Genomic DNA, 7,116 nt, shown 5'->3' with positions numbered 1-7,116 from the left:
TCTTGCATGGGGAATACTTCTTACTAATGATAGGCAAAATAACGATTTATAACAAATAAGGCAAGAAGATTTAGGAGGTGAAATTATTATGGGAGTCAAAAGATTTGAAGTTGAATCTTCCGAAGGACTTATAGAAAGTTATAGAGTGATAGTTGATAAACAAACTGGAGTAAATTACCTATATATTAGTAATGGGACGTCCGGTGGAGTGACAGTGTTATTAGATTCAGAAGGAAAACCTATTATAACAAAAATCAAATAATAACTTCCATTATTTAATTTAGCGAACTACTGGATAAGATTAAAAACGTTTACTTTGTACAAATGGAAAACATGGACATGATGAACTTGCAATAAAAATGACACCAGTATTAGGTTGCATTAGGATTTTTAAATATAGAAATTTCTTAGGTTATTGTTGGTTATTTAAGTAAATAAAAATAGTGCCTATGAGAGGGCACTATTTTTGAAACTTGATGTGTGTGGCACCTTGAGATTAGAACGCTGAAAAACGATAGGACTATTTTAAAGGTTCTATGTCACTAATCGAATTAGTATCTGGATCTAAATGATTTAAATTTTCTATATCTGAAAGAACTTCAATATGTTTATCTTGAACGGGTTGGGGGCTTATTATCTTATCAACATTACTCTGCGCAATATCACTATGCACAATATCACCAGTAAGATGTTGCATTGTAGCTATTATTAAGTTTTCTAGATTCCCATCTGAAAATATAATACCTGTACTATCTGTAAATTGATTACTTGCAGTTATTGATTTTTGTGTAGGTGGAATAACAGTACTCGTAATAATTGATGTTACTGTATTTTTACAATAAAGGTTAACGGGGGAATAATCCTCAATCTGACTAGTATCTAAATTAAGTTCAGTCAATTTAGGTAATTCGTTTAAAGGGTCTATATTACTCATTTGATTAGTGGCTAAATCCAAAATAGTTAAGTTAGTCAATTCTTTTAAAGGTTCAATGTCACTAAGTTGATTAGCAGCTAAATCTAAATTAGTTAAGTTAGTCAATTCTTTTAATGGTTCTATGTTTTTGATTTGATTATTACTTAAATTTAACAAAGTCAAATTAGTCAGATTTTCCATCCCAGAAAGATTAGTAATATGCTTATCCTCAGTATTTTCAAGTTTTGTTATCTTATCAACATCTTCCTTTAAAATATCTCCAGTAGGACATTGTATCTCCTCTCTTATTGCTTTCTCTAAATTTTCATCAGGAAATGTAATAACAGTACTCTCTGTAATTTGGGCACTTACTGATTTTTGCTGCTGAGCGCTATTTGAAGATGCACTTTTCGAATAACTATAATAAATAATGCTAATGCTAAATAAAAAGACAATAAAAATATTTATCCACTTAAATTTAATATAAGATATTTTTCTCATGTTCATAATCCTCCATTTGTACTAATAGTTAAGCTATAAAGATACTACGAATATAAATCTGAAAGTTCCACTTGTATACGTTCATCTTCACTTCTCACTTTGCTACTAGATAGCATATCTTCCTGAATTATCGTGTTAGAAGGAAGCAAAACTGTAAACTTACTTCCTTTCCCATATTCACTTTCAGCATATATACTACCACCATGTAATGTTACAATCGACTTAACTAGGCTTAAACCGATACCTGTACCTTCTGTATTTCTTGATAGCGATTTGTCCACCTGTTTAAATCTGTCAAATATTATATCCAAGTCCTTTTCTTCGATGCCAATTCCATTGTCCTTGACTGATATTTCAACAAATTTATTTTTATCCTTTACATCAACAAAGATTTCATCTCCTACATTTGAAAATTTTATTGCATTTGATATAAGGTTTAATACTATTCTCTGTATCTTTTCTGGGTCACAAGCAATCATTTTTTCTTCTGTATCTGTATCAAAAATAATATGTAAGCCTTTGCTGTCAGTAAAACTAGTTACAGAGGTCACTATTTCTTCTACAACTTCGACAATATTGTTATTTGATAAATTCAATTTAAAGAATCCTGCTTGGATCTTCGATGAATCAACAATATTATTTATAAGTTTTGATAACCTATAGGAATTTAGTTTCATTGAGTTAAGATATTTAATAATTGTGTTCCTTCGGTCGTCTAATGAGCCATTATGGCAATACATTTGAAATAATTGTATTGCTGAAGAAATTACATTTAATGGTGTCTTAAGTTCATGTGAGATATTTGAAATAAACTCTTCATGTGAAATAAGTAATTTTTTTAATTCTTTGTTCATTTCATTTTTCTTAATAACTTCTTCATTTGTATAATTCCATATATACCTAATAAACATAAGATTACACAAAGTGAGTACACTACCTAAAAAAATCAATAGGTATCGCTGAATTTTTTGAGCATTCGCAACTTTGTTGCGCGAGGTATTTACCTCTAAATTAATTTTATTTATTAGTATATTATCAGTTGCCCTAAATTTATCAACTAAATTTTTACCTTGAAGTAGGTTTAATTTTGCTTGATACGAATTGCCATTATCGACTAATGCTATTTGCTCTATGAAAAATTTTTCAATAGATTTCATCTGATCATTGAGGTGATTAGTAGTGTCTATTCCGAGTTCCGTATCTTTCAAATTATCAAGAGAAGTGTAGAACCCCTGTACTTGGTTACGTCCTAAATAATAGGCTTCTAAAAAATCTTTATCTTCTGTAATGATATAGGCCCTGATACCTGTTTCTTGATTAATAAGTGATGTTAAAATTTCCGTTGAAAATGTTTTTGCTGGGAGTATTTTTTTGATGATAAAATCAGATTCGTTACATACTTTATTCATACTATAAATACTAAATAATATTATAATTAATGATAAACAAGCAATTGAGAAATATCCCAATAGCATAGTTCGTCTACTTCTACTCTTTCCCATAATAATTATCCCCACTTCTCAAAAAATTCTACTTATAACTTAATATTAAAATAGTTACCCTTATAATAGTTACCCTTATAATATATTACTACAATATGTTACATTTTACTACAACATACAACATATTAATACAGTATTAAGAAAAAAGTAATTTTATTCCAGCATTCTGTTGCCTAGTGTTAGTAAATAGAACTATAGTTTTTAATAATAAATTCTAGTGCAGGATAAGGGACAAAAGGGAATAAAGTTTTCAGAGATATGTATTATTAGAAAATAAGCACCCAAGACTAATATTAATCTTGGGTGCTTATAACTCAGGCAACTAAGAGTACTAAGCTTCTCATTTGGTCATATGAAAGAAAATAAACTAACATACTGAATGGTTATTTTTTAAAATATGGGTTATCTACATTAACGATTTTTTGATAAGAAATATATGAATATACAGTCGGAACAAGTACAATTGTTATTATAATAATTATGAAAGCCATTCCATTGAAAGTCATTCCTGTAATAGCTAATAATATATTTAGAATACCACCTATAACCCATATTGGTCCAGCCATTCTATGAGTTTTCCTCCATACCTGCTCATTCGCTAGTGTCCAAGGAGTTTTTATTCCAACAAAATAGTTATGCTTGAACCTCCCCATCACATTTCCTAATAAAATAAATAGCAATGAAACTAATACTTGTATAAGCAGTGGTGTGTTATCCACGACTCCTGTAGCTACTAAAAGTGTAATCACTTCCAGTCCAAGGAAAAATATAATTAATAAATACTTTAAATATTGATAAGTTGACTGAAAATTTTCATAGTTTTCCCTTTTAGGATCAATATAAGGAAGTACAATAAATAATAGATACATTCCTAAATTCATCAATGGAATACCCAAAGCTCCAAATAGTTTACTTCCATAACCATCTATTTGCCCTTGTGAATTCCAGTGTATAGGGACTCTACTTGGCAGTGACGGATAAAAATATATTCCAATTACAAATCCTATAACAATAAGAATTAGAATCACCCAATCTTTTTTTAGAACATTACTGATCTTTTTAATCTTCAACTCCCCCTTCATTAACATGTGTTGTGTTAAAAAACCAATTAGTTACCTCTTGGAACACTGTAGTATTAAGAGAATAATAAATATATTGCCCCTTGCGTTCATCTGTTAAAAGCAAAGAGTGTTTTAATGCATTGAGATGGTGAGAAATACTTGGTTTGGTCATATTAAAATGTTCAGCTATTTCTCCAGCAGTCAGGTCTCTATCTTTCAGTAATAAAATAATTTTTCTTCTTGTTGGGTCTGCAAGTGCTTTAAATGGTAAATTGAGAATCGACATATTGATTTCTCCTTATAATTCTATTAGATAGTTAGACAAAAATCTAACTATCTAATAGAATTATATTATCATTTCTTTAGAATGTCAATATTATTTTTGCTGACAATAATTTAATATAATTTATGAACATTGTTTTTACACCAGTTTTATAATATAGAGTAAGTATGAAAAATAAATTTAGATGTGACACTGTTTTGTTTAACCTGCCTAATCATTTTGATGAGGGTGAAACAAAAGGAATATGAAAATAAAATAGGGAAAATAATAATATATTGCTAAAATTTGTAGTATAATGAAAGCGGATAATATTAAAAAAGAGTTGATACTACAGTTATTATTTATGAAGTGAAAATATAAAACTATTTTTTTAACATTTAATGAGGAGTGATGAATTTTGGCTGCTAATAAGCTGTTTTATAAAACTTTATTAAAAAGCATGTTTTCTGATCCATTTGAAATTAAGTATTGGGATGGGAGTGTAGAAAGCTACGGTGAAGGCGATCCTAAATTTAGAATAATTTTTAATGAGCTAATACCAAAAGGTGACATTATAAAAGATCCATCAATTGCATTAGGCGAAGGATATATGACTAAAAAAATAGAAATAGAAGGTAATGTACAGTCTGTTATAGAATCCTTGTATAATAATAAGGAAAGCTTTCTTAAAAAGAGTGGAAAATACAATAATCTAATAAAAATAATAAAAAGTAACATAAAAACAAATAAAGATAACATACAATTTCATTATGATATTGGTAATGACTTTTATAAACTTTGGTTGGATAATACTATGACTTATTCTTGCGGATATTTTGAAAATGATACAGATTCTTTAAATCAAGCTCAAGAAAATAAAGAAAACTATATTTTAAGAAAATTAAATTTAAAAGAAGGTCAAAGCCTACTTGATATAGGTTGTGGATGGGGAGAACTTATAATTTCAGCAGCAAAAAAATATAAAGTGAAGGCCCTTGGAATTACATTAAGTGAAGAACAACTTCAAAACGTTAATGTAAGAATAAAAGCAGAAGGACTAGAAGATTTAGTTGAAGTTCGACTTGCAGATTATAGAGAACTTAAGAATATAAGTTTTGATAGAATAGTTAGTGTAGGAATGCTTGAGCATGTAGGAAAGGAAAATTTGTCAGAATATTTTGATGTAGTATATAATCTACTAAATGAGAAAGGAATTTCTCTACTTCATTGTATAACAGGAGTAAATGAAGGTGGCACAAATACATGGATAGACAAATATATTTTTCCAGGAGGACATATACCTGGAATTAAAAATATAATTACTAACATAGCAGAACAAGATTTTGAATTAATAGGTATTGAAAGTCTTAGGAGGCATTATGGGAAAACATTAGAATGCTGGGCACAAAATTTTGAGAATGCTCTTCCTGAAATAGAAAAGAGTAAAGATGAAATATTTATAAGAATGTGGAGGCTATATTTAAATGCCTGTGCTGCATCTTTTAATTGCGGTAATGTCAATCTTCATCAGATATTATTTGCTAAAGGTGTAAATAATGATTTACCTTGGACAAGGGAGTACCTGTATATGTAGGTGACTTTTTTATAATCTTTACTAGTGAAATTGAAAAATACATAATAAAATAAATTATAACGAATAAACCAGGTCGCAATGATCTGGTTTATTCGTTATAATTTTGTTACGTGTTCTATTTCATCAAATATTTATGTTTACTTTTATACTCTAATTTATATATCAGTTATACCTATGCTTATTTTATAATAAAATAAGCATAATACTGCAATTAGGCTTGTGAAATCACCAATAAGACTGATATCACAATAAGATGCCGTGTTTACTAATAGAAATATGAATTACCTATTGACATAATCAGGTTACGGCTGTAAACTATATGTAAGGTTACAAAGGTAACCCGTGGGGGGAATTTAAATGGGCACATTGGTTTCGAAAATAACAGATTCAGAAGTTGAAGTTATTCGTGTATTATGGGAAGCGGACCGAGAACTTCCTATCGCCGATATTAGAAAAACACTTGAGCAGACCAGCAAATGGGAAGCCTCTACAATAAAAACATTACTACGCAGGCTTTGTGAAAAGGGTGTAGTAATAGCTACTAAAAAAGAGGTATTTTATTATAAGCCTTTGGTTACTGAAAAAGAATATAATGAATATACTACTCAAAGCTTAATTAACCGGTTATATTCTGGCAGTGCAAAAAAACTTGTAGCATCCCTTTTAGGAAGTAAAAAGCTTGGTGATAGTGACATTGAGGAGCTACGTGATTTATTTAAGGTAGGTGATAGTGATGAGTGAAATAGTTAAGCTATTACTATCGCTTTCCTTGTCAGGTAGTATTCTTGCAGTATTAATATTTGCTGTAAAGCCATTTATAAAGCACAAGCTTTCAAAATCTATACAATACTACATTTGGTTTGTAGTACTCCTAAGATTGGCGCTACCATTTTCTTTTGAAACAAGTATAATGAATGGAATCTTTTATGGTAATCAAATGCCAGTGGTAGCAACTTCTCAAGCGGAAGTTCAACCAGCGATTCAACCAATGGTGGGGACAGCTCAAAATATACCCAATTCAAATTCAGTACCCAATGTTCAAGAAAATGTAGCTAATGGTGTTTATAATGGTGATACCGATCATGGTAGATATTTTCTGGATTTATTTAATCAATATACTATATACATTTGGCTACTAGGAGTAATAATCGCACTTACTGTTAACTTAACGGGGTATGTTCGTTTTTTAAAATATTTAAATGGATCAAATATATTAGCTACTAATAGGGAAAATGAAATGCTAGCTATCATATTGAATAGACGACGTAATGTGAGACTTGCTC

At 29.5% G+C, this 7,116-nt stretch carries 8 protein-coding genes; 4 read left to right on the top strand and 4 right to left on the bottom strand.

The window, feature by feature from the left end:
- The first annotated feature begins 88 nt into the window (after positions 1-88).
- A complete protein-coding gene (locus tag JJE11_RS11355; protein WP_291635661.1) occupies positions 89-262 on the top strand; it encodes a DUF6440 family protein in 174 nt (57 codons plus the stop codon).
- 258 nt (positions 263-520) lie between these two features.
- Here the strand turns inward: JJE11_RS11355 and JJE11_RS11350 are convergent, their stop codons facing one another.
- The 4 genes from JJE11_RS11350 to JJE11_RS11335 form a co-directional block, all read right to left on the bottom strand.
- On the bottom strand, positions 521-1,414 hold the full coding sequence (locus tag JJE11_RS11350) for a leucine-rich repeat domain-containing protein (protein ID WP_291635659.1): 894 nt from the start codon (positions 1,412-1,414) through the stop codon (positions 521-523).
- Positions 1,415-1,458: 44 nt separating this feature from the next.
- A complete protein-coding gene (locus JJE11_RS11345; protein WP_291635657.1) occupies positions 1,459-2,916 on the bottom strand; it encodes an ATP-binding protein in 1,458 nt (485 codons plus the stop codon).
- Positions 2,917-3,299: 383 nt separating this feature from the next.
- Positions 3,300-3,986 (bottom strand): SdpI family protein, encoded by a 687-nt coding sequence (locus JJE11_RS11340; protein ID WP_291635656.1) that lies wholly within the window; start codon positions 3,984-3,986, stop codon positions 3,300-3,302.
- Positions 3,976-4,263 carry an autorepressor SdpR family transcription factor gene (locus tag JJE11_RS11335; protein WP_291635654.1) on the bottom strand — a complete coding sequence of 96 codons (288 nt, stop codon included), beginning with the start codon at positions 4,261-4,263 and terminating at the stop codon, positions 3,976-3,978. Before JJE11_RS11335 ends, JJE11_RS11340 begins: the two co-directional genes overlap by 11 nt.
- Before the next feature lie 394 nt (positions 4,264-4,657).
- Between JJE11_RS11335 and JJE11_RS11330 the strand changes: the two genes are divergently transcribed.
- From JJE11_RS11330 to JJE11_RS11320, 3 genes are all read left to right on the top strand, one after another.
- Positions 4,658-5,833, top strand: coding sequence for a cyclopropane-fatty-acyl-phospholipid synthase family protein (locus tag JJE11_RS11330; RefSeq protein ID WP_291635652.1), 1,176 nt, complete (start codon positions 4,658-4,660; stop codon positions 5,831-5,833).
- 357 nt (positions 5,834-6,190) lie between these two features.
- The gene (locus JJE11_RS11325; RefSeq protein ID WP_291635650.1) at positions 6,191-6,574 is read left to right on the top strand and encodes a BlaI/MecI/CopY family transcriptional regulator; all 384 of its coding nucleotides are present in this window, start codon (positions 6,191-6,193) and stop codon (positions 6,572-6,574) included.
- A partial coding sequence (locus JJE11_RS11320; RefSeq protein ID WP_291635647.1) for a M56 family metallopeptidase occupies positions 6,567-7,116 on the top strand: 550 nt, incomplete at its 3' end. The genes JJE11_RS11325 and JJE11_RS11320, both read left to right, overlap by 8 nt.

Source organism: Clostridium sp. (assembly GCF_016650095.1).
Taxonomy (GTDB): domain Bacteria; phylum Bacillota; class Clostridia; order Clostridiales; family Clostridiaceae; genus Clostridium_AD.
The sequence above is the reverse complement of the archived record's forward strand: the minus strand, read 5'-3'. Positions and strand labels throughout refer to the sequence as shown.

Coding starts and splice junctions, on each gene's coding strand:
- JJE11_RS11355 (WP_291635661.1), top strand. CDS start 89: ATGGGAGTCAAAAGATTTGAAGTTGAATCTTCCGAAGGACTTATAGAA.
- JJE11_RS11350 (WP_291635659.1), bottom strand. CDS start 1,414: ATGAGAAAAATATCTTATATTAAATTTAAGTGGATAAATATTTTTATT.
- JJE11_RS11345 (WP_291635657.1), bottom strand. CDS start 2,916: ATGGGAAAGAGTAGAAGTAGACGAACTATGCTATTGGGATATTTCTCA.
- JJE11_RS11335 (WP_291635654.1), bottom strand. CDS start 4,263: ATGTCGATTCTCAATTTACCATTTAAAGCACTTGCAGACCCAACAAGA.
- JJE11_RS11325 (WP_291635650.1), top strand. CDS start 6,191: ATGGGCACATTGGTTTCGAAAATAACAGATTCAGAAGTTGAAGTTATT.